At 41.2% G+C, this 21,835-nt stretch carries 20 protein-coding genes; 1 reads left to right on the top strand and 19 read right to left on the bottom strand.

Going from position 1 to position 21,835, the window contains the following annotated elements:
- Nucleotides 1-117: 117 nt before the first annotated feature.
- From murD to IQ19_RS10590, 15 genes are all read right to left on the bottom strand, one after another.
- A complete protein-coding gene (gene murD, locus IQ19_RS10660; RefSeq protein WP_144542409.1) occupies nt 118-1,470 on the bottom strand; it encodes a UDP-N-acetylmuramoyl-L-alanine--D-glutamate ligase in 1,353 nt (450 codons plus the stop codon).
- Nucleotides 1,471-2,445, bottom strand: a complete 975-nt coding sequence (mraY, locus tag IQ19_RS10655; RefSeq protein WP_110065778.1) for a phospho-N-acetylmuramoyl-pentapeptide-transferase — start codon at nt 2,443-2,445, stop codon at nt 1,471-1,473.
- 2 nt (nt 2,446-2,447) lie between these two features.
- Complete coding sequence (locus tag IQ19_RS10650) at nt 2,448-2,897, bottom strand: hypothetical protein (RefSeq protein ID WP_144542408.1); 450 nt, start codon at nt 2,895-2,897, stop codon at nt 2,448-2,450.
- Between the two features lies 1 nt (nt 2,898).
- Complete coding sequence (locus IQ19_RS10645) at nt 2,899-4,359, bottom strand: UDP-N-acetylmuramoyl-L-alanyl-D-glutamate--2,6-diaminopimelate ligase (RefSeq protein ID WP_144542407.1); 1,461 nt, start codon at nt 4,357-4,359, stop codon at nt 2,899-2,901.
- 281 nt (nt 4,360-4,640) lie between these two features.
- On the bottom strand, nt 4,641-6,560 hold the full coding sequence (locus tag IQ19_RS10640; protein WP_144542406.1) for a stage V sporulation protein D: 1,920 nt from the start codon (nt 6,558-6,560) through the stop codon (nt 4,641-4,643).
- Nucleotides 6,561-6,653: 93 nt separating this feature from the next.
- Nucleotides 6,654-8,870, bottom strand: a complete 2,217-nt coding sequence (locus IQ19_RS10635; protein ID WP_144542405.1) for a penicillin-binding protein — start codon at nt 8,868-8,870, stop codon at nt 6,654-6,656.
- On the bottom strand, nt 8,870-9,235 hold the full coding sequence (gene ftsL / locus IQ19_RS10630; RefSeq protein WP_110065784.1) for a cell division protein FtsL: 366 nt from the start codon (nt 9,233-9,235) through the stop codon (nt 8,870-8,872). Before ftsL ends, IQ19_RS10635 begins: the two co-directional genes overlap by 1 nt.
- Before the next feature lie 49 nt (nt 9,236-9,284).
- Nucleotides 9,285-10,217: a 16S rRNA (cytosine(1402)-N(4))-methyltransferase RsmH gene (gene rsmH / locus IQ19_RS10625; protein ID WP_144542404.1), complete on the bottom strand. Its 933-nt coding sequence runs from the start codon at nt 10,215-10,217 to the stop codon at nt 9,285-9,287.
- Nucleotides 10,218-10,342: 125 nt separating this feature from the next.
- A complete protein-coding gene (gene mraZ, locus IQ19_RS10620; protein WP_026581511.1) occupies nt 10,343-10,774 on the bottom strand; it encodes a division/cell wall cluster transcriptional repressor MraZ in 432 nt (143 codons plus the stop codon).
- Between the two features lie 288 nt (nt 10,775-11,062).
- Nucleotides 11,063-12,697 carry a bacillithiol biosynthesis cysteine-adding enzyme BshC gene (gene bshC / locus IQ19_RS10615; protein WP_144542403.1) on the bottom strand — a complete coding sequence of 545 codons (1,635 nt, stop codon included), beginning with the start codon at nt 12,695-12,697 and terminating at the stop codon, nt 11,063-11,065.
- A 459-nt stretch (nt 12,698-13,156) separates the two neighbouring features.
- Complete coding sequence (locus tag IQ19_RS10610) at nt 13,157-13,552, bottom strand: DUF3397 domain-containing protein (RefSeq protein ID WP_144542402.1); 396 nt, start codon at nt 13,550-13,552, stop codon at nt 13,157-13,159.
- Between the two features lie 15 nt (nt 13,553-13,567).
- A complete protein-coding gene (locus IQ19_RS10605) occupies nt 13,568-14,452 on the bottom strand; it encodes a 2-dehydropantoate 2-reductase (RefSeq protein ID WP_144542401.1) in 885 nt (294 codons plus the stop codon).
- Between the two features lie 192 nt (nt 14,453-14,644).
- Nucleotides 14,645-16,186, bottom strand: a complete 1,542-nt coding sequence (locus IQ19_RS10600; protein WP_144542400.1) for an acyl-CoA carboxylase subunit beta — start codon at nt 16,184-16,186, stop codon at nt 14,645-14,647.
- 297 nt (nt 16,187-16,483) lie between these two features.
- Nucleotides 16,484-16,696 carry a biotin/lipoyl-binding carrier protein gene (locus IQ19_RS10595; RefSeq protein ID WP_144542399.1) on the bottom strand — a complete coding sequence of 71 codons (213 nt, stop codon included), beginning with the start codon at nt 16,694-16,696 and terminating at the stop codon, nt 16,484-16,486.
- Nucleotides 16,697-16,711: 15 nt separating this feature from the next.
- On the bottom strand, nt 16,712-18,055 hold the full coding sequence (locus tag IQ19_RS10590; RefSeq protein ID WP_144542398.1) for an acetyl-CoA carboxylase biotin carboxylase subunit: 1,344 nt from the start codon (nt 18,053-18,055) through the stop codon (nt 16,712-16,714).
- Nucleotides 18,056-18,441: 386 nt separating this feature from the next.
- Between IQ19_RS10590 and IQ19_RS10585 the strand changes: the two genes are divergently transcribed.
- Nucleotides 18,442-18,915, top strand: a complete 474-nt coding sequence (locus IQ19_RS10585) for an N-acetyltransferase (protein ID WP_144542397.1) — start codon at nt 18,442-18,444, stop codon at nt 18,913-18,915.
- 129 nt (nt 18,916-19,044) lie between these two features.
- On the opposite strand, the gene IQ19_RS10580 is transcribed toward IQ19_RS10585, so the two are convergent.
- The 4 genes from IQ19_RS10580 to IQ19_RS10565 form a co-directional block, all read right to left on the bottom strand.
- Entirely contained in the window at nt 19,045-19,677 is a 633-nt protein-coding gene (locus IQ19_RS10580) for an RsfA family transcriptional regulator (protein WP_144542396.1), read from the bottom strand.
- A 131-nt stretch (nt 19,678-19,808) separates the two neighbouring features.
- Nucleotides 19,809-20,564, bottom strand: coding sequence for an enoyl-CoA hydratase/isomerase family protein (locus IQ19_RS10575; protein ID WP_144542395.1), 756 nt, complete (start codon nt 20,562-20,564; stop codon nt 19,809-19,811).
- 334 nt (nt 20,565-20,898) lie between these two features.
- Nucleotides 20,899-21,072: a 50S ribosomal protein L32 gene (gene rpmF / locus IQ19_RS10570; protein WP_009791160.1), complete on the bottom strand. Its 174-nt coding sequence runs from the start codon at nt 21,070-21,072 to the stop codon at nt 20,899-20,901.
- 120 nt (nt 21,073-21,192) lie between these two features.
- Nucleotides 21,193-21,717: a YceD family protein gene (locus IQ19_RS10565; protein WP_144542394.1), complete on the bottom strand. Its 525-nt coding sequence runs from the start codon at nt 21,715-21,717 to the stop codon at nt 21,193-21,195.
- Between the last annotated feature and the right edge of the window lie 118 nt (nt 21,718-21,835).

Here is a 21,835-nt window from a genome sequence, read left to right as displayed (position 1 = left end):
CAGTCGTCCGGTTTGACCTCCAGGACTATTTTGCTTACCCGATTAAAAAGCTCTAAATGTGCCGCGAAGCAGATGTATGCCTAAGCTGTTCTTTCCTCTAGTCCCGCAGACAAGCCCTTATTTAAGCTTATGCACCGCATCTATAAACATGTCTCCCCGAACCTCAAAAGTTTTATATTGGTCCCAGCTTGCACAAGCCGGAGAAAGCAGAATGATATCTCCAGGCTCAGATAGCTTCAAGGCAGAAGGTACGGCTTTTTCAACATTATCGACACACTCGATTGTTTTTATTCCGGCTTCCAAGGCTGCCTTCCCAATCTTTTCTGCTGTTTGTCCAAAGGTAACAAGAGCTTTAACACGTTTTAAAGATGGAATCAACTCATCAAAACTATTTCCGCGGTCTAGCCCTCCAGCCAGAAGAATGATAGGATCGCTAAATGCTGATAATGCATTTTTCGTTGCCAAAATATTGGTCGCTTTGGAATCATTGTAAAATTTCCTGCTCTGGTATTCGCCCACATATTGCAGACGGTGCTTAACACCGGCAAATGTGCCTAAAACGCTAATAATTGCTTGATTTTCAACCCCGGTCAGCTTGGCTGCTGCCACCGAGGATAATATATTCTCAAGGTTATGCGATCCCGGCAAGGCGACATCTTTTCTTTCCATCACCTTTTCGCCATTGAAGTAAATCCATCCATCTTTAACATAAGCGCCTTCAGACAGCTCTTTTGTTGGTGAAAAAGGGATAATTTTTGCCTTGGATCCTGCTGCAACTTCCATAACTTCCGGTTGGTCGGCATTAACTATGAAATAATCATTGCTTGTCTGATTCATCGTAATATTCGCTTTGGCAGCATGGTACTCTTCTCTCGTTCCATGGTAGTCCAAATGGGCATCATAAAGATTTGTCAATATGGCAATACGCGGCCTGAACTCCTGTATGCCCATAAGCTGAAATGATGATAGTTCAATCACGATATTATTTTCTTCAGCAGCTTCCTGTACAACTTCGGAAGCAACGGTGCCGATATTTCCAGCGATTAGCGGCTTTTTGCTGCCTGCCTGAAGCATTTCAAACGCAAGTGTGGTAGTAGTCGTTTTACCATTTGTGCCTGTAATAGCAATAAAAGGAGCTTCAGATACCTGATAGGCAAGCTCTACCTCTGTTATAACGGGAATGCCCTTTTCCTCGGCCCCTTTAATCATAGGATTATGGTATGGAATCCCCGGGTTCTTAACGATAAGCTCAAACCCTTCTTCCAGGAGTTCAGTGGGATGGCCGCCGCAAATTACCGTAATTCCCTGCTCAAGCAGACCCTGGGCTTCAGGGTTTTCCGCCAGAGGCTTAAAATCATTTACAGTAACAAACGCTCCGAGTTTATGTAAAAGGGAAGCTGCACCAACTCCGCTTTTTGCCAGCCCCAATACTAATATTTTTTTATGACGATAGCGATTTATCTCCTTCACTTACACCCACACCTCAATATATATTCCGAGAATTGCAAACAGAAGGCCAACAGTCCAGAATGTTACAACTACCCGCCATTCAGACCATCCCACCAGTTCATAATGGTGATGAAGCGGGCTCATCCGAAAGATTCGCTTCCCGGTCGTTTTAAAAGAAGCTACCTGTAAAATAACAGACAGCGTTTCTATAACAAAAACACCGCCGATAATAATTAGAATGATTTCAAGCTTGGTAAGAATGGCAATCGTTGCAATTGCCCCGCCCAAAGCCAGGGAGCCTGTATCCCCCATAAATACTTTAGCTGGATGAGCATTAAATACAAGAAAGCCCAATACAGCTCCAACAACAGCTACGGAAAAAATAGAAACTTCAAATTGCGACTGGTTCCACGCCAATACCGCAAAGGCTCCAAAAGCAATTGCGGAAGTACCTGAAACAAGACCATCCAGTCCATCTGTAAGATTGACCGCATTAGAGAAACCTACTAGCCAGAAAATAATAAAGAAAACATACCACCAGCCCAAATCAAAAGAAAGGTCTGTCAGCGGGATATGCACTTCTGTGGAAAATTCATTTTGCCTGAAAACAAAATAAAAAATAACCGAAATTATGATTTGGCCCAAAAGCTTTTGCTTTGAAGTTAGCCCAAGATTCCGCTTTAAGGCTACCTTAATAAAATCATCAAGGAATCCAAGGAGGCCAAAGCCCAGTGTGACCAATAATAATAAATAGGTCTTAACGGTAGGTTCTGAAAACTTTCCTGTCATCAGCAAGGTCGTTACCGTGATGGAGAGAAGAATCATGATTCCTCCCATTGTCGGTGTGCCCGTTTTTTTCTGATGGGATTTAGGCCCTTCCTCGCGAATGCTTTGCCCGAATTTTAATCTTCTTAAGAAGGGAATAAAAATGGGAGATAGCAAGACTGTTATTAAAAAGCCTGCCAAAATTGTGAAAAAAATAACTTGCTCCATCATATTTATCCCCTCCTTTCGCGTTTGGCATTTTCGGAAGCTTCATATAAGTTTTCTGCCATCACAGCAATATCATATGTTGCTTCGTTTTCTTTAAGACTTTTTTCATCTGAAAAAAGGAAATTTGTTGTGCTGATCTTTTCTTCTGCTTTGCTTATTTTTTCTATATATAATTCCATAATATCCTTTAAGCCTTTCGTTAAGTCATTTGTATAAAAAACAGGAAATTGATTAGGTGTGTATGTCGGTACCTCGTCCTTCTCATTCCACAGGGCGGCAACTGCCCCATTTCCAATCGCTTCTTTCAGATCCCCTGATTCTTCTATAGGGAGATAGATTCCTTTTGGCTGTACGATCGATGAGGAAGCAGCTACCGTATGAAATTGCAGCTCATTGTCCTTTATCCCTGTTGTATTTGGAAACAATTTCGCTAAATCACCATACGTTAAATACATTTTATCGCTCCTCTATCGCCTCTTTTGCAACTTGCCGGTCATCAAAATCAAAAACTTGATTCCCGATTATCTGATATGTTTCATGGCCTTTGCCGGCAATCAATATCACATCGCCCTCACTGGCATTTTTCACTGCATAGTGAATGGCTTCTTTCCGGTCGACAATCGTCTTATATTTTTCGCCCTTTGCCCCCTCTTCCATATCCCTTAAGATTTGGAGCGGGTCCTCGCTGCGCGGGTTATCTGAAGTGAAAATAGGATCGGTGCTGTACTGGCATGCTATTTCAGCCATAAGCGGCCTTTTGGAACGGTCTCTGTCCCCTCCGCAGCCGACAACTGCAAAAATCCTCTTCTGGGCGAATTGCTTTACAGTTTCCAAAGCATTCTTCAGGCTGTCTGGAGTATGTGAATAGTCGACTATTACAGAGAAATTCTGTCCTGCATCAACCGTTTCGAACCTGCCGGAAACACCTTTTACTTCCTCGACGGATTTAATGATTTGCCTAATCGGTATTCCCGAGGCAACTCCCGCCCCTATACTTGCCAGTACATTGTATACGCTAAATTTCCCTATCATTTTCAGGGATACTTTATGCTTTCCAAACGGGCTGGATAAATCAAAAGCCGTACCTGCAGAAGTCATTTCAATATTGACCGCACGAAGATCTGCTTCATGATCAATTCCATATGACAGCACATGTGCTGCTGTAGACTTTTCATACTCGGCTGAAGCCGGGTCATCCGCATTTAAGATCGCATACTTTGGCCTTTCATGGTTAAAGGAACTTCCCAGCTGCGCAAAAAGAAGCCCCTTCGCCCTGCGGTATTCATCCATTGTTTTATGATAATCCAAGTGATCCTGGGTCAAGTTAGTAAACACAGCTACATCAAAATCACAGCCATGGACACGGCCCTCATCCAGCGCATGGGATGAAACTTCCATAACGGAGGAATCCACGCCAGAATCCGCCATTTTTTTAAATGTGCTTTGCAGGGTAAGGCTTTCAGGTGTCGTATTTTTCACTTCGAAAATTTGTTCCCCGATTTTTGTGTACATCGTTCCAATTAAACCGGTTTTCCTGCCTGAATCAGCAAGGATTTTTTCAATCAGGTGGCTTGTTGTTGTTTTTCCGTTCGTACCGGTTATTCCAATCAGATGAAGCTTTTGGCTTGGCTGCCCATAAAAAGCATCAGCAAGCACGGCCATTGCCCTACGTGTGTTCTTTACCAAAATCACCGGTATATTCAAATCCAATTCCTTCTGTGCAAGGATAGCAGCCGCTCCCTTTTCTGCAGCTGAAGCGGCAAAGTCATGGCCGTCAACCGTATAGCCTTCTATACAAACAAATAAGCTTCCGGCTGTTACTTGCCGGTTGTCGTTCACAATTGATGTGATTTCTGGATTTTCCCCTTTGTAAGACATATATGGCTGCAGATATTGCAGCACCGTATGTAATTTCATATCATTCATTCCTCTCATTCTAAAGCAGCGCCATCTGTTTCCTCTTTAATTAGCAATCTGGTTCCTTGCAGATTAAAAACACTTGTCATCCGCTAGAGTGATTCCCAGCTTTAAAATTAAAACCAATCGATGCGATTTCAAAATCATGGCGATATATATTGTACATGATAATTGCCTTTTTAGCCATTTAATCATTTACCTTTTCCCAATGTGATGTTAATTACTTTTTTCTCCAAAAAACAAAAATTCAGGCGGCGCAATATTGTGCCGCCCTCTGGCTGTTATTCTTTGTCATCGAAGTACAGACGGATGGTTGAGCCTTCCTTAAGCTTTATACCCGGTTGAGGCGTTTGCTTAACCACTGTATTTCCTGTTCCGCTCGCATCAATTTTTAAGTTAAGGTATAGCTCGCCTAAATCTTTCTTTGTCAGCCCAACCATGTCAGGAACTTCAATCATTGGAGAGTCCATCCAAGTTAGCTCTTTTTCGATTTGGTCTTTTCTGGGTTTTACACCCATGGCCCGCAAACTGTCTCCCATAATCTCCCCAACAATTGGTGCGGCAACAACACCGCCAAACTGAACGGTTCCTTTGGGATTATCTACTGCCACATAGACGACAAGCTGCGGATCATCTGCTGGAGCAAATCCGATAAAAGATACTATATGGTTATTTTCAAGATAACGGCCATTTTGAGCTTTTTGCGCGGTCCCTGTTTTGCCGCCAACACGGTATCCGTCAACGAATGCTTTTTTACCGGATCCCTTGGCAACAACCGATTCCAGCGCAAGCCGAATTTCATCGGATGTTTCTTTTGAAATTACTTTTCTCTTAGCCTCAGGTGATTTTTTCATTAAAATTTCACCGTTGGCCGGATTGATTAATTCTTTTGCTATATATGGTGTATATAATGTCCCGCCGTTAACTGCGGCAGAAATGGCTGCAACCTGCTGGATCGGAGTAACGGAAACACCCTGTCCAAACGCAGTGGTTGCCTGCTCAACAGGGCCTACACGATCAAGGTTAAACAAAATCCCCTTGCCTTCGCCCTGAAGATCAATGCCTGTTTTTTCCCCAAAACCAAAATCACGAATATATTTAAATAAAGCTTCCTTGCCTAATCGCTCCCCAAGCTCTACAAAACCAGGGTTACAGGAATTCTGGACAACTTCAAGGTATGTCTGGCTGCCATGGCCGCCTTTCTTCCAGCATCTTAGCCTTGCACCCCCAACTTCAACAAACCCTGGATCATGGAAATGATCTTTTTCCAAGTCTACCTTTCCCTCTTCCAAAGCAGCTGCCAGAGTAATAATCTTAAAAGTGGACCCCGGCTCATATGTACTCCAAATCGGGAGGTTCCGGTTGTATATTTCGGGCGGCACGTTTCTAAAGTTGGCAGGATCAAAATCAGGCCGGCTCGACATGGCCAGGATTTCACCGTTATTCGGATTCATGGCAATAGCAATAATGCCATCAGGGTTATATTCAGCCTGGGCTATATCTAGCTCCCTTTCAACAATCGTTTGGATCTTTGAATCAATGGTGAGCTTCAAATCCATTCCATCAACAGGCGGCTTGTAGTCATCCGCCATATCGTTCATGCGCTCTCCCTTGGCATTCGCATAAAACTTCACCGAACCTTCTTTTCCTTTAAGTTCTTCTTCATAGTATAACTCAAGGCCCATCAACCCCTGATTGTCAATTCCGGCAAAACCGAGCACATGGGAAAGATAGTTGCCAAACGGGTAATGGCGCTTTGAGTCTTCACCAATATAGACGCCTTCTATTTCTAAAGAACGAATCTCTTTTGCTTTTTCATGGGAGATTTTCCGCCCTTCAGGAATTTTCACGCTGGATGCTCTTTTGGTGATAAGCTGGTAAGCTTTTTCCTTCGACATATTCAAAACAGCAGCCAATTTCTCAGAAGCATCTGCAGGATCCTTTATTTGCCTTGGGACAACGTATACAGTAGGCGCACTGACATTAGTGGCAAGCGGAACGCCGTTTCGATCCACAATTTCCCCTCTCTCCGGTTCAAAAGGGATATCCCTGCTCCAGAGCTCCTTTGCGCCATCAGTAAGCATATTGCCAAGAAAAAACTGTACATACCCAAGACGCAAATCGATAATAAAAAAGACTAGAATACCAACGAACAAAGCTACAGTCAACCGTTTCCGAACGGTTACATTTGAAACACGCATGTACGAACGAACCTCCTTAGATTATGGCTCGTTCAAATATATGCTTGTACCCATATGAATAGAACGCACTGCCTATCTGACAGTGCGTTCCAATTAATCAAGCACTTCTTCCGTTTCTTCCTGCCCCTCTTCTGTTTCCACTTCATTATATTTTTGAGCAGGAGGCTCCAGCTCGACGATTAAATAATCCCCTTCACTTAAAGCAGCCCCGGCCTTCAGATTTTGTTTCACCACATATCCATTTCCTACTGTATTTAGCTTTAAGTTGGCCAGCTTTGCTACTTTCATAACATCCCTCAGCGACCAGCCGTTCATGTCAGGCACTGTTAACTCGCCATCCGTCTTAAGGATAACCCTTTCTCCTTCAAGCAAATTGTACATATTGCCGGGAACTTGCCTTTCTACTTTATTCCCTTTTCCTAGCACAATCGCCTCAAATCCGAACTTTTCCAGCTCTGCTTTTGCCTCTTCAATTGTCAGCCCTTCCACTTCAGGTGTTTGTTCAGACTTAATCTTAAGTTTTTTGGAAGGCTCAATATTTAAATACTGCAAGCTGCTTTTCATAACAGGAGTAAAAATCTTGGAAACCGGCTCGGCACCATTCGTGCTAAGATCAATATCTGGCTGCTGTACAGCCACATAGATAATCAATTCAGGGTCATCCTTTGGAGCCATACCTAAAAAGGAGAAGATGAAATTCTCATGCCCGGTTAGATATCCTCCTCCTTTAGGGTCAGGGATTTGTGCAGTCCCCGTTTTTCCGGCAACCTCGTATCCTTCAATATTATAGCGTTTGTAGCCTGTGCCATTTTCAGAAGAAACAACTGTCTCCAAAATATCTCTCGTTTTCTTAGCAGTCTCCGCTGATATCGGATTAGCTTTAACTTCTGGTTTTGTTTCCTTCACCACTTCTTTTTTATCGCTATCGACAATTTTGCTGATTACATGCGGCTGCATCATCTTTCCTTCATTTGCGATCGCTGTAGCCGCCTGGATCTGCTGAATTGGCGTAATGGCAGAACCCTGGCCGAATCCGGTTGTTACTTTCTCCAGCGGCCATTCATATACAATATTGCCGCCTGTTTCATTAGGCAGGTCAATTCCGGTTGGATCATCAAAGCCAAACTTGGTTACATATTCTCTATACGTTTCATAACCCAGTTTTTCTTTTACTATTTTTGCAAAAGCCACATTGGAAGAACGCTGAACCCCCTCAAGATAAGTAATGGGTCCCCATCCGCGGCCCTGGTTATGGTCTCTTACAGCCTTTGAATTTTCGGTTACTTTATAGCTGCCTGACTTAAACCATTCATTAGGATCAAACACACCTTCTTCAATCGCGGCTGCCAAAGTAAAAATTTTCATGGTTGAACCTGGCTCATAAGAGTTTTCGATAACCTCATTATGCCAGGTATCTTCTATTCCTTCCTTTGTTTTTGGGTGAAAGGATGGCCTTTGGCCCATAGCAAGTATGTCACCAGTCTTCGCATCCGCAACGACAGCTACCATCTTCTTTGGCTTATACTCTTCATCCACTTTATTCATGGAATCTTCAAGAAAGGTCTGAATTTTTTTATCTATAGTCAGATATACGTCTTTTCCATTTTGGGCAGGCTTGATCATCTCATCGCCATTTGGAAGCAGATAGCCCCAAATGTCACTTTCATAACTGAACTTTCCATCCTTGCCTGTCAGAATTTCATTTAAGCTCTGCTCTAAACCAAGCATTCCGACAGTATCAGTCCTATTCGTTTCTGTTTTCTTTTTTTCAACATACCCAATCAGGTGTGAAGCAAAGACGCCATTTGGATAGAACCGCTTGGAGTCTGTAATAAATGTAATGCCGGGAAGTTTCATTTCTTCTATTTCACGTTTTGTTTTTAACGGAAGATCGCGTCCGGCTTTTCCAAATTCAACTTGGAATGGTGTTTTTCCGTCTTTTGTTTTTTTTGTCAGTATTCTATAAATCTCCGACTCTTCGAGGTCTATTGCCTTAGATAGTTTCTTCGCTGTTTTATCCGGATCCTTAACATAACCGGGTTTCATGCTTTCATCCAAAATAGCCACAAGCTTATAGGAAACAGTATCCTCTGCAATTACTTCGCCATTGCGGTCATAAATGGTGCCCCTTCTGGCCTCAATCGTTTTTTCCCGTTCATATTTTTGCTGAGCCTTGGCAGCAAGAACTTGCCCATCTGCTTCTCCCGTTATTTGGATAGAAATAAAACGAAAAAGCAATACAAAAAAGAGCAGGCTGAATATTAGGAATAATATCGCTGCTCCAAAATTTATATTTGGCTGTTTTTTCATTAATCTTCCACAACCTTGACATTATTTCCGCTAAATTTTAATCCCATTTCTTCAGCTTTTGCCTTGATGCGCTCATATGTACTTAGCTCGCTGACCTGCATTTCAAGATCCCCGTTTACCTTGGTCTGTTCCTGAATAGCCCGTTCTGTTTGCTGTATTTCTTTGTTTACTTCATAAATGGCAGCCTGATTTGATACCATTTGGACTGCACCGAAACATACGATTCCCGTAAAAGCAAGCCCAAGAATTTTTTCTCCAGGAGAAAGCCATGATTTTCTGGACTTTAATTTTTTTGGAGCCTCGAGTGGCTGGGTTTGCTGCTGATATTGCTGTTCTTCCTGAATCTTTCGTGCTAAATTGCTCATAATTTCCCTCCTGTTTTTTTATTTTATCTATTCTCTAATTCATGATTGCTTAAAGTTTTTCCGCTATCCGCAGCTTTGCAGACCTTGCACGGTTATTATGTTCGAGCTCTTCTTCAGAAGGAAGGATTGGCTTTCTTGTTATCAGCTTTAAGATTGGTTTATACTCGTCAGGAATAATTGGCAGTCCTGGCGGCAAATTCGGTGTTTCACTAGCTTTTTTAAATGTAGCTTTGCAGATCCTATCCTCAAGGGAATGGAAAGTAATCACACTGATTCTTCCCTGGGGATTCAGGATGTCAATGGCCTGCTGCAATGAATTTTCAAATACGCCAAGTTCATCATTAACAGCAATCCTGATAGCCTGAAACACTCTCTTAGCAGGATGTCCGCCTTTTCTCCTTGCAGGAGCAGGTATGGCATCTTTAATAAGATCTACCAGCTGCCCGGTTGTTTCAATTGGAGCTTCTGCTCTGGCCGCTTCAATTTTTCTCGCAATTTGCTTGGAGAATTTTTCTTCACCGTATCTGAAGAAAATCTTTACAAGCTCTGCATAGTCCCAGCCGTTTACAACATCATAAGCTGATAGCTCTGCTTCCGTATCCATCCTCATATCCAGCGGGGCATCATTATGGTAGCTGAACCCCCGTTCCGGTGTGTCCAATTGCGGAGAGGAAACGCCGAGATCATATAGAACGCCATCAACCTTATGTACACCCAGCTTTTCCAGTTCTTCCTGAAGATACTTGAAGTTACTTTTAATAATAGTTATTCTGTCGCCAAATTTAGCAAGTTTTTCTTTTGCATGGGCGATAGCCGTATCATCCTGGTCAAAAGCGTATAGCTTTCCATTATCAGAAAGCTGCGAGAGAATCAGCTCGCTATGTCCTGCACCGCCTAGGGTACAATCCACATAAACTCCATCCGGATGAATATTCAACCCATCTACTGTTTCCTTTAATAGTACTGTTGTATGATCAAACATAGTTGTATGTTTCCACCTTTCCAATCCGAAAAGCGCTAAATGCCTTTAACAGCATCCGGAGCTAGACAGTCATCTTTGTTAAGAAAATTTCTCCTGTGGGAAATTATATTAATAAAACATTCCCATTATATATCAAACCCAATCATATTTTCTGCAATATCAGCAAAAGATTCCTCTGATTCTGCAAAATAATCTTCCCAAAGATTCTTGCTCCATATTTCAATCCGATTGGAAACGCCCAGTACTACACATTCTTTTTCCAATTTTGCATATTGCAGAAGCGGGGAAGCAATATTTATTCTTCCTTGCTTGTCTATTTCACATTCAGTAGCACCTGAAAAGAAAAAACGGGTAAAAGCGCGGGCATCTTTTTTTGTAAGAGGCAAGCCTTTTAATTTTTCTTCAAGCAGCCTCCACTCGTCCATCGGGTAGCCAAACAAACATTGATCGAGTCCGCGAGTCAAAACAAAGGTTTCGCCCAAGTTGTCCCGGAACTTGGCAGGCACGATGAGACGGCCTTTATTATCAACGTTATGATGGAACTCACCCATGAACATTCCCACTGCACCCACTTTCTAACTCAAATGTACCACATTCCCCCACTTTCCTCCACATGTTTTTAATTATTCTACCACTGCATTTAAAATCCTGCCTCCCTAGAGTTTTTGACGGAATTTCCGTTCGTCTTATTATTACAATTTCTTTAAGAGGATTACGGTTTTTTCACAGACTTCTTCTTGCTGTATACATGCTGGCACACCAATATTTTAGCCTTTATCTTTTGCTTAAAAAGGTAAAAAAAAGACCTTATCCAGAAGGATAAGGCAGAAGAATATTGGCGAATATTAAATTTTTATGACTTTGTGTGTTCCATCAAATACAAAGGGACACTCCAAAAGATCATTCACAAAACTAATACCATATTTATTAATGTAATACAGCCCATTCCAGACTCTCTCTTGCGGAGACCCTCCCGGCCTTAAAGTATTTTCCACTTTTTCATACTTATTAATGGTTACATCATGCTTTTTCTGGATTGTTTGCTGAATTTTAGACTCCATAAAATCCATCTGCTTTACAAGCAGTTCCTCGTTTTTCTTTAACATTGGGAGCAGGGAATAGGCTTCTTTCCCGGTTAACTCTTCTATTAAAACATAGTTTTGCTTTAACTGCTCTTTTGTTTTACTGAACTGCTCTTCAATGCTTTCATTTTTAACATGCTCAAGATAATCATTTTTCTTTGCTTCTGTCCCGAAGGTAAGCACTTCCTGCAAATCAAGGCCTATTTCCTTCATGTCGCTTTCTACTGAGCGTTCTAAAATCGTAATATTTAGCCGAGGCATAATTGGAGGCATTTTCATTCCAAACAACTCAAATGCCTTCTTCAGCTCAGCCCAATAGGCAATTTCACCCGGTCCCGCTATAAAAGCCAATGTTGGAAACAGCCATTCCTGCGTGATTGGCCTCGTCACAACATTATTGCTTAGCCTTTCAGGATATTTTTCTGCAATCTCCAAAAGCTCATCCATCGTAAACTCGTGGAAACATTCTTTCCCAGTGAATACCTTTTTCTCCTGATTATATTCAAGAAGTATTCTTTCCTTATGCTTTTCATCGTAATAAAATAGATTTGCAGCATTTTCGCTAATTTCAATCGCATTAGGAAAGCCAGTGCGTTCCAGCTGATCTTGCTGATCCTTCACCCTTTTGGTTATTTCCTGGAAGCTTTCAATCTGTTTTGTAAATATGTCTCTTTCAAGTATACGCAAATTTGGATCTCCAGAATCGACCAGCAGCAATCCTGTATCTTTAAACAGATGCATGATAATCCCTGCAAAAAAATCAACAAAGCTTTCAGATTGGTTTATGCTTTCACGCAGTGCTTTAAGGAGCCCTTTTGTATATTCTGTCTCCCCAAATGACTCAATGATCGCCTCCACCCATGACTTGCATTTATCACGATCCAAGCAAATATTGGAAACCATACTTTTTTCAAATACCTTTTCAGGATAAATCAATTTTTCCATTTTATTTGCCTTTTCAACAAACACATGGTTGACTTCCTGATAATCGTGATCCTCCCCAGCAATCCAGAAAACGGGGACGACAGGAATACCCAGTTCTTTTTCCTTTTGTTTGGCAAGTGAGATAATCGATATAATTTTATGTATGGTATAAAGCGGGCCCGTCAGAATTCCGGCCTGCTGCCCTCCAATAATAACAGCGCTATTTTCTTGCTTCAGCTTTTCAAGAGATTGATGTACTGCTGCAGAGGCAGGAAAGCGGTCCATAAACTTTCCGATATATTCAGAAAGCTCATTTCTCATAAATGACCGATCCTTTAATTCCCCTAACCGCGCTTTATAATCTGAAGAAGAATTATAGCGATAGTGAAAAAACTGCATGAGTTCTTCGGTTTGTGCTGTATAGTCTGTTGCAAACCGGTTGGTGGCCGGCAATGAGAGATTAAGAATCTCCATTAATGAACTTCCTTTCTGATTCCATTTTTCAAACGTTGTTCAAAAAGTCCTGGAATAGCCCAGTCGAATCTCTTGCACACAATGTGATGATCCGACGTTCACCACAGGAGGATAAGGAACTTGTGGATGAGATTTGTCGCTCGACCAAAAGTTGCAGCTTTTGATCGCTGCGATCTTTAGTCAGGCTGCGTCAGCTTTACTACTCCCACACGCAGCAAAACCATATTCTCGAAAAAGCAAGGTGTTTTTTACGAGGAATATGCCATTGTAGTTTCGAGCTTATCCTTCGATCCTCAAAACTGCGCTTCCTTGATAGTCTCGGCTCTTTTTGTCTCCCATTTTGAACACGAACTTTATTTCATCTTCTGAGTATAACATTGTCTGAATTGAAAAGAAAAAAACTTTGCTTATCTAAATGTTTCAATTCTAGATATATTTTATTTCTAGCTGCAATGCTCTTTAAGGTATGAAAACAACAGCCGTGACCCTTTGGATCAGCCCAATAATAATGAGGACAACATACACGGAAAAGTATAAGAGGAAATTGAATCTCCAAAATCCTTTAAACATAACACGCAGGCTTATTTCCTGTTTAACTCTCCAATGAATAATAACAAAAATTAAGGCTGTAAAAAGCAATGATAAAAGAATCATCCATAAATATGATTTTCCCCAAATAACAACAATTAAAAAATGGACAGACAGTATAAATAAAAAAGTGCTGACATCCAAAGCAATGTGTACAGATCTTCTGTGTTTTTTTGTTATTTGTTTACTGATAATAAACACAGCAAGATATCCCAGCAACGGAATTGTAACCAATGTGGCGATAAAAGCCGAAAAGACTGTATTCAATTCATTTCCCCCTTTTTACTCCTTCCCCTTAACCAAACAATAAAGGCATAAAGAATAAGGAGCCTCCATCTTCTTTCTATCTGCTTCCTCAAGGATATAGCCCAGGATGGAATCAATTTCTGTATGTCGGCCTTCTTCAATATCCTTCAGCATGGAGGATCGATTATTCCCTGTATCCCTGCAAATCTTTTTCACATGGTTGAAAGCTGCCTCTTTATCGGATATGTCCAATATGGTACTTACTTCGTCAAACAGCTTTATAAACAAACGGTAATAATACTGATTTTCCAGAAGCTCCCCATTTCTGACATGAAGCACAGCAGTCAATGGATTAATAACAGAGTTAACAATCAGCTTTTCAATCAGCATTCCTTTATAATTCTGGTTATAAACAAAAGGAAAATAGTTTGATGCCGATTCAGAAATTGCCTTTAAAAAAGTTAAATCGCCTTTTATGGCAGCCAGCTTGGTTACCCCTATTCCAGTATGCAAAACAGTGCCTGATTCTGCTTTTAAAGCACCATGTTCAACACTTCCTACAAACAGATGATAAGCTTGGAGATTTTGAATCCACTTTAAATGCCCCATGCCATTTTGGAGAAACAGCAATGATAAGTGACGGCCGTGGCTCATTTTCTTCATGCTGCTAACAACCTCTTGAATACTGTACTGTTTCACAGAAACGATTGTTAAATCCTCTTCGCCCTTCCATTCTGAAAAAAGGCTTGCCTGGATAGGGTGGTTAAAGCATTTCCCATCCCTTTCAAATATAAGACCCTGTGAACGTAGCCTATCCGCCTGGCTTTTATTTCTAACAAACACCTGCACGTTATGGTGTTCATTTAAATAATGGGCAAATAAAAGGCCTATGGCCCCCCCGCCGATAATAGCAATCTTCATAGCTTACTCCCATAATCAATTTTGTCATTGGTCATATTTTATCAAAATAAAGTAAAACATGGGTAAATTGGAATGTTTACTCAATTTTTTCAAATAATACATTTATTTTTTAATTCCATCTTCATTTAAAGAAATCCTTTAAAAAAATCCCTTTTTCGAAATTCCGAAAAAGGGATTTTTCATTTGCTTATATTAAACCGGGTAAACTGGGTGCTTGCGTACGCTAAATGTTAATTCTTTCGTTTCATACAGATCAAAACGGTTAATCAGGACATTTCTTAAATCTGATGGCGAAACAATATCGTCAACGATTAATTCTGAGGCAAGTTTATAAATATCTATCGTTTCTTTATATTCCTGCTGCTTTTCCTGAACGTATTTAATTTTTTCTTTTGGATCTTCGATTGCATTAATCTTATTAGAATAGACCGCATTTACAGCGGCCTCTGGCCCCATGACGGCGATTTGCGCAGTAGGAAGCGCAATGCAGCAGTCAGGCTCAAATGCTGGACCGGCCATCGCATATAGCCCTGCACCATATGCTTTTCTAACGACAACCGAGATTTTAGGAACAGTAGCGGAACTCATAGCTGCAATCAGCTTTGCGCCATGACGGATAATCCCTGCTCTTTCTACCTTAGTTCCAATCATAAATCCAGGAACGTCTGCCAGGAATAATAGTGGAATATGGAATGCATCGCAAAGCTGAATAAATTTTGCGCCTTTGTCAGCAGAGTCCACAAACAATACTCCGCCCTTCACCTTCGGCTGGTTGGCAATAATCCCCACTGTTCTTCCGCCGATGCGGGCAAGACCGGTAATTAGCTCCGCTGCAAAAAGCTTTTTAATTTCAAAGAAGCTTCCTTCATCTATCAATGAATCAATGCACTCATACATATCAAATGGGGCATTTTGATTCTTAGGGATGATTTCTTCAAGGTCACGTCCTGCCTTCGGCTTAACAGCCTCAAGATTAGCTGGCTTTTCTTTAAAGCTTGCCGGGAAATACCCCAAATATCTTCTGGCAGACTCAATTGCCTCTTCCTCGCTATAGGCAAGCATATCTCCACAGCCACTGACTGAACAATGCATGCGGGCTCCGCCCATTTCTTCAAGAGTAACCTTTTCGCCAATAACCTTTTCAGCCATTCTTGGTGATCCCAAGTACATGGAAGCATTCTGGTCTACCATAATGACAATGTCACAAAAAGCAGGAATATAAGCTCCCCCTGCAGCAGAAGGGCCAAATAACAGACAAATTTGCGGCACCATGCCGGAAAGCTTTACTTGGTTGTAAAAGATTCTGCCTGCTCCGCGTCTATTCGGAAACATTTCAAGCTGATCTGTAATTCGCGCCCCTGCCGAGTCAACCAGGTAAAGGATAGGCACTTTTAGTTTTTCAGCAGTTTCCTGGATTCGAATGATTTTTTCAACTGTTCTGGCACCCCAGGAACCTGCCTTTACGGTTGAATCGTTCGCCATGACGCAAACCGTTTGCCCGTTGATTTTCCCAATCGCAGTGACAACGCCATCTGCCGGGAGATCTTTTTCCTGGCAGTTTGCAAACTTGCCATCCTCCTCGTAGAATCCATCATCAAACAGCAGCTCAAGACGTCTTCTGACAAAGAGTTTATTTTGCGCTTCATTTTTTTCATGATACTTTGGATGTCCGCCGGCTTCAATTTCTCTGCTTCTTTCCTGCAGCGTTTCATTTAATGTCTTTGCAGTGGTCATTCTCTTCCTCCTAGAATAAGATTTTTTCCCTACTTGGGATCATAATTTATTATCACTGTTAAATTTGCTTGTTGATTTCCGCTCAAGAAGCTCGTTTTCCGTGTGCGGTCCGACGCTCCTTGGTGCATGACGCGCCTGCAGAGTCTCCCTTTGACATAGCTTCTCCGGCTAAACATTGAATCAGCATTAGTGAATAAACACCGTACGAAGGAAATGCGAGAGCATTTTTGAGGAGCTCGCGCCTTCCGCTCCAATCAACAGGGTGCCAAAATCAACAATTAACTTTAAAAAGCCAAATTATTCAAAAACGATAAGAATATCGCCTTCGTTCACGAAGTCTCCAACGTTCACTTTTACTTCAGCCACTTTTCCAGAAGCCTCACTTTCAACTGGTATCTCCATTTTCATGGATTCCAGCATAAGTACTTCCTGGCCCGCAGTAACCTCCTGGCCTGCCTCGACCATAATATTTAATACAGTACCTGCCATTGATGATGTAATTTCTCTCATTTGTAATTCCTCCTTTTATTTGACTGCGAACGCCTTTTCCGTTAAAAATGCTGTTGAATAATTCCCTTTGCGGAAATCTTCGTCTTTTAAAATCTCTTTAAATAAAGGTGCATTTGTTTTAATGCCTTCCAAATTCAGTTCATCAAAGAATTGAACCGCTTTTTCGATTGCCTCTAATCTGGTTTCTCCATGGATAATGCATTTTGCAACCATCGGATCATAAAATGGGCTGACTGTTGTACCAGAAACATATCCATAATCAACCCGTACCCCAGGTGAAGCCACCCATTCAAACATGGACAATTTACCTGGTGACGGGAGGAAGGTTTTAGGATCCTCAGCATATAATCTGAATTCGATTGAGTGGCCCTGCTGTTTAATATCATTTTGTGAAAGCGGCAGTTTTTCCCCGCTGGCCGCCAGCAGCTGCCATTTTACAAGGTCAAGCCCTGTAATTTGTTCAGTTACAGGGTGTTCAACCTGGAGTCTTGTGTTCATTTCAAGAAAATAAAAATTTTCTTCTTCATCCACAATAAATTCAATCGTTCCTGCATTTTTATATTGAACAGCTGCTGCCGCAGTCAAAGCGGTTTCATACATCTTTTGCTTTGTTTGTTCTGACAGGAAAGGAGATGGTGATTCCTCAACAACTTTTTGGTGTCTCCTTTGAATGGAGCAATCTCTTTCAAATAAGTGAACGATATTTCCATGATTATCACCGAACACCTGGATTTCTACGTGTCTGGCATTTTGAATATACTTTTCTACAAATACTTCATCAGACCCAAAGTAAGCCTTGGCACGGGTTTTTGTTGAATCGAAGGACTTAGCGAGCGCTTGCTCATTTTCACAGCGCACCATGCCAATCCCTCCGCCTCCGCCGCTAGCCTTCAGCATAACCGGATAGCCCATTAAATCCGCAAGCTTGCATGCTTCCTCCAAAGTAGATGTTCCTTCCCCGCTTCCAGGAACAACCGGTACCCCTGCTTCCATCATTGTTTTCCGGGAAACAATTTTATCCCCCATCATCTCAATCGTTTCAGGATCGGGACCAATAAAAGTGATTCCAGCGTTTTTAACTGCTCTGGCAAAGCTGGCGTTTTCTGATAAGAAACCATAGCCTGGATGGATTCCATCTACTTTTTCCCTTTTGGCAATCTCAAGTATGGTATCTGTTTTTAAATATGATTTATTAACAGGCGGTTCACCTATATTGAAAGCAAATGTAGCTTCTTTAGCAAAAGGCAGGTCCTTGTCTGCATCGGAATATACGGCAACAGTTTCAATGCCCATTTCCCGGCAGGTTTTTATAATGCGCAAAGCAATTTCTCCCCTGTTTGCAATCAAAATTTTTCGCACAATCGATCCCCTTTCCAAACATAATAATCCTGCAATAATATATATTTCTACAAACTTCTGCCTTTTTCCTGCTTATTTTGTAAACGCTTTCTAAATTTTTATTAGAAAACTTGACGTTCGCAATTCTTTTCTGAATGTCCTAGCATTCTTATGCGATTTTCAACTGGAAGCACTACGGAATAACCCTTTAGAATGTTAATCAAGATAAAGCTGCTTACTAGCGAAAAAACGAAAAATATAGTAAGTTTTTCTTAAGTGCAGAATTTTTTGTTTACTTGTTATATAATAATAGACAAAGAAAAAAAACTTTCGAATAGTCGGAAGATATTATTAAGCGGTTACATCTTTAAGAATCTATATACATCTTTGGCTAAGGGGGAGATTACATGAATTATAAAGTGGAAAAATTAAAAGTAAATTACAAAACTTTGGAAGAATTTAAAAAATTTAAAGAGTATGGACTTCAGGAATTGTCCATGCTGGAGGACCTGGAAGCTAATATTATAGAAAATGACAGTGAATCGCCTTTCTACGGCATCTATTTCGGCGATAAACTCGTAGCACGCATGAGCCTTTACCAAATTGATGCAAGATTCGACCGTTATTTCGAGCCTGCTCAGGATTATTTGGAGCTTTGGAAGCTCGAAGTTCTGCCGGACTATCAAAATAAAGGCTATGGAAAAGCGCTTGTGGAATTCGCAAAAGGATTTGGACTTCCTATTAAAACGAATCCCCGAGTAAAATCAAAACTTTTCTGGGAGAAGATGGGCTTTTCTGCAGTCAATTATGATATGGAACGCGACCTTGGAGAGAACCCGCTCGCATGGTTCCCTGCAGGCGTTAAGGAACAGGCCCACTAATCACCGGGGCTACTCTTGCATCTAAATAATAGTAAGTGACAAAGCGGACAAATCTATTGTCCGCTTTAGTTATGTTATTTAATTCTATTCCGGCAATATCCAAACAGCACCACAATTAAGAGCTGTTTCCTATTTCTCAACTTTCTCCAGCTGGCTGCCTGGATCTACGGTGAATTTAAGATTTTTCTGGCGGTCTCCATCTTTTAGCCCCACAAGCTTGCGGGCGCTTTCCATGATCTCTACCAAAGCCTTATAATCCTGTTCCATTGTATTTAGCTCTTTAATTAATCTTTCATTTTCAGCAGCAAGGTAATACATTTGTTTTTCCAATTCCTGAATACGTTCCCTTGAGGAATCATCTTCCAGTTCTCCTGTTTTTTTCGCTTTATCATATAACTCTTTGAGGAAAATAACTAATTCATCAAACTCAATTATATTTTTGTCTTCTTTTGTTTCTAGTCCGGTATAGTCACTTGCCTTAGCTGCAGGTTCATCGGAAATTTCTTTTTCTCTTTCTGCTGCCGGAGGATTTTTTTTCATTTCTTTCCTCTGTTTTTTAGCTAATTCAATCCCTGATTTATATTGCTTTCTAACAAAGGAATTCCAGCGGAAGCCGCATGCAGCTGCTGTTCTGCTTAACTGTTTGCCTACTTCTTCAAACGCTTGAAGCTGAGTTCCCCCTTCTCTTATATGGCGGAGCACCACTTCAGCAAGCAGCAAATCTTCATCTTGAGACCAAGCATCCTGACGGGTTGAAGACATCAGAATATCCCTCCTAGTGTTTTTTCTTTATACATATGCCTATGCTAGAAAAGATAGACTGATATCATACTATAAAGTGAAACTTTATTCAGTCAGGGATTTTAAGCTGCTGTTCCTTCTTTTCCAAATTTTTATTTATTCATAAAGCGATCAACCTGTTTATGATGCGGTTCACCTTCCCATAAAATGGCACAGCGGCGGACCTCCTGCTCTATCCTTTCCTCTACCTTATTCGCCTTCCATTTTTTCACCATCATTTCTTTATAGGCTTTGAGAACATCGCTTTCCAGTAAAAGCATTTTATCCAGAAAACTTCTGCAGCCTTCCAGTGCTTCACCCTCATAAACGGAATGCACAAAGCCAAGTTCGACCAATTTTTCGGTTGGATATAGACAAGCTTCCATTAGCATTTTCATGGCATTGGCAGGAAGCAGCTTTTCCATTAGCATTGTACCTCCACCCCAGCCGGTTGTAATAGCCAATGTTCCTTGAATAAAACCTGCCCTGGTACCACCCTTAGCAATCCGAAAATCGCAGGCAGCTGCAAGTTCACATCCCCCTCCAACAGCTGTTCCATTTAGGAAAGCAACTGTCGGTTTAGGCAAGAAAAGCAGTGCCTTCAGAAGGCCAGCCATTCTGCTAAGCATTTCGAAAGCTTCCTTTTCTGTCTTTAATCCATGGAAAGAAGACAGATCACCTCCGGAGCAAAAAGCTTTGTTTCCTTCCCCAGTAATAGCAAGCGCTTTAACCGATTCGCTCCCTGCTCTTGATAGTGCCTCCTCCAATCCGTCCATCACTTCATAACTGACGGCATTCCTTTTTTCCGGCCTGTTTATCGTAAATACTAAAAGTCCCTCTTCGTGTTCTTCAATTATGTATGGGTCCATTACTGCCTCCTTTTATTTTTACTAAGCTCTTTTTAACCTTGACTGTTGATTTCCGCTCCAGTCGCTCAGCAAACTGTGGGCGATCCGGGAGCCTCCTCAAGCAATAAGCCTGCGGGGTCTCCCTTCGACTCGCTTCTTCCCTTGGAGTTTCGCACCTTCCACTCCAATCAACAGAGTGTGAAAATCAAATATGGACTATAAAAGAGCTTTTTACTAAACTATTTTTAATATTAGCAAAAATGAGCAGCTGCATGTACTCTTAAACGGGAATATTACTGCCCAAAAACGACAAAAGCACAAGAACAGAAAGTTCTTGTGCTTTGTATCTAAAGGATTAGTCGTTTACTACTTCTTTTCCTTTGTAAGTTCCGCAAGCTTTGCAAACGCGGTGAGCAAGTTTCATTTCACCACAGTTTGGGCATTCTACCATACCAGGAACCTGTAATTTAAAATGGGTACGACGTTTTCTCTTCGCAGTTTTAGATGTTCTTCTAAAAGGTACAGCCATTCTTCCCACCTCCTTAAAGAGTATTAGAGGATGTCCAAAGGGATTTGAACACACCCATTAAGAAAGTTATGAAGGCCAGATCAAGCTGGTTTCTTCAAATGCTTCTTGTTTTTTCTTCCGTTATGAATCGGAAGAAGGATCATTTTGATCAAAAAATTGAGCAAGTCCGGCAAGACGAGGATCTACTTTATCCTGTTTATCTTGCTCCTGAATGACCTCCCAGTCCTTTCCGGATTGAGGAGCTCCTTCTTCACTGCTGTCTTCGCAGAAAACTTGCATTGGGACTTCGAGTAAAAGGATCTCATGAAGGATCGGATTAAGATCAATCACATCCCCATTTACCTGGTGAACTTCCTCTTCGGTTTCATAATCCAACCCTTTTAAGAGGAAAGTTTCTGTTGTTTCAACATTAATTGGATAATTTACGTCAACTAAAGTACGAGAACAAGGCAGTATTAAATGACCCTTTATATTTAAATGAAAAGTCACTTTGGCCGAATCGATATCCGCACGGCCAGTCACGTGCATTGGTGAAGCACCGCGAATGTCCGGATCCAATTTCATGACCTCATCTACATTGACAGTTTCATCAATGGGAAAATCCTTGCTTCGATATTTTTGTAACTGACTTAAAGTCCATTTCATACGAATCACCCCAAGGCAACAAAGGTAATTATAGCCTTCCTATAATTATTTGTCAATATTTTTTCTTTACACTATAATGTAGCTATTATCACACTATTGAAGGCTTATTTTCTTATAT

Source organism: Cytobacillus oceanisediminis (genome assembly GCF_007830235.1).
Classification (GTDB): Bacteria; Bacillota; Bacilli; order Bacillales; family Cytobacillaceae; genus Cytobacillus; species Cytobacillus oceanisediminis.
The sequence above is the reverse complement of the archived record's forward strand: the minus strand, read 5'-3'. Positions and strand labels throughout refer to the sequence as shown.

Excerpts from the sequence above, each read along its gene's own strand:
- IQ19_RS10575 (WP_144542395.1), bottom strand. The coding sequence starts at position 20,564 with ATGGACCCATACATAATTGAAGAACACGAAGAGGGACTTTTAGTATTT.
- IQ19_RS10580 (WP_144542396.1), bottom strand. The coding sequence starts at position 19,677 with ATGTCTTCAACCCGTCAGGATGCTTGGTCTCAAGATGAAGATTTGCTG.
- mraZ (WP_026581511.1), bottom strand. The coding sequence starts at position 10,774 with ATGTTCATGGGTGAGTTCCATCATAACGTTGATAATAAAGGCCGTCTC.
- IQ19_RS10640 (WP_144542406.1), bottom strand. The coding sequence starts at position 6,560 with ATGCGTGTTTCAAATGTAACCGTTCGGAAACGGTTGACTGTAGCTTTG.
- IQ19_RS10635 (WP_144542405.1), bottom strand. The coding sequence starts at position 8,870 with ATGAAAAAACAGCCAAATATAAATTTTGGAGCAGCGATATTATTCCTA.
- IQ19_RS10600 (WP_144542400.1), bottom strand. The coding sequence starts at position 16,186 with ATGACCACTGCAAAGACATTAAATGAAACGCTGCAGGAAAGAAGCAGA.
- IQ19_RS10595 (WP_144542399.1), bottom strand. The coding sequence starts at position 16,696 with ATGAGAGAAATTACATCATCAATGGCAGGTACTGTATTAAATATTATG.
- IQ19_RS10650 (WP_144542408.1), bottom strand. The coding sequence starts at position 2,897 with ATGTATTTAACGTATGGTGATTTAGCGAAATTGTTTCCAAATACAACA.
- bshC (WP_144542403.1), bottom strand. The coding sequence starts at position 12,697 with ATGGAGATTCTTAATCTCTCATTGCCGGCCACCAACCGGTTTGCAACA.
- ftsL (WP_110065784.1), bottom strand. The coding sequence starts at position 9,235 with ATGAGCAATTTAGCACGAAAGATTCAGGAAGAACAGCAATATCAGCAG.
- mraY (WP_110065778.1), bottom strand. The coding sequence starts at position 2,445 with ATGATGGAGCAAGTTATTTTTTTCACAATTTTGGCAGGCTTTTTAATA.
- rsmH (WP_144542404.1), bottom strand. The coding sequence starts at position 10,217 with ATGTTTGATCATACAACAGTACTATTAAAGGAAACAGTAGATGGGTTG.
- rpmF (WP_009791160.1), bottom strand. The coding sequence starts at position 21,072 with ATGGCTGTACCTTTTAGAAGAACATCTAAAACTGCGAAGAGAAAACGT.
- IQ19_RS10565 (WP_144542394.1), bottom strand. The coding sequence starts at position 21,717 with ATGAAATGGACTTTAAGTCAGTTACAAAAATATCGAAGCAAGGATTTT.
- IQ19_RS10605 (WP_144542401.1), bottom strand. The coding sequence starts at position 14,452 with ATGAAGATTGCTATTATCGGCGGGGGGGCCATAGGCCTTTTATTTGCC.
- IQ19_RS10585 (WP_144542397.1), top strand. The coding sequence starts at position 18,442 with ATGAATTATAAAGTGGAAAAATTAAAAGTAAATTACAAAACTTTGGAA.
- IQ19_RS10645 (WP_144542407.1), bottom strand. The coding sequence starts at position 4,359 with ATGAAATTACATACGGTGCTGCAATATCTGCAGCCATATATGTCTTAC.